Origin of the sequence: Collinsella sp. AM18-10, from assembly GCF_003471585.1 — a bacterium.
Lineage (GTDB): Bacteria > Actinomycetota > Coriobacteriia > Coriobacteriales > Coriobacteriaceae > Collinsella.
Genome location: NZ_QRJO01000029.1, coordinates 5174 through 5787, shown reverse-complemented (window position 1 = coordinate 5787; position 614 = coordinate 5174).

Below are 614 nucleotides of genomic sequence, written 5' to 3'. Positions count from 1 at the left end.
AGATATATTGCCAGACCGGAGGGCCCCCGGGGGCGGGAATCCAGCACTCCATATTTTGTTCACAAATGAACTACATGTCCTGGAAATAACCAGGGTCGTATGGGCGGTCACAAATCGCAGACAGACCGTATGACCTCGGCGATCTTGCTGTCTGATGTAGAAGTACTGACCTTATACCCCAATAAGCAAGAGCCACATGCTATTGAACACAAGAAGCGATTTTGCTTATTCACACCACTTATATAGCAACGGGGCCCTATCAGATAACGATAGGGCCCCGTTGAACATAAGCCAGAATCGGATACCGCGAAGACACGATAATCCTCACTGGAGTTCAAATATTGTAGATCCATTTCACTCGTCGTCGAAATAGATGTGGTGCCCAGGCAACACCCGACAACAAATCGAAGCAATTGAAAGCAGTCTGCAACTTCCAGAGACGCGACTGATCATCTCAACGATAAACGCCATTCCGTAAAACAGAAGGACCAAGCGATCAAGTGCCCCAATTTGCCCTTTAAACGCAAAAAAGGGGGAGGCCGCGAGGCCTCCCCCTTCTCAGTTCAAGCGTACGGCTCGGTGCCGTCCACCGGTCAGCGGCGCCCTGGCCTCCC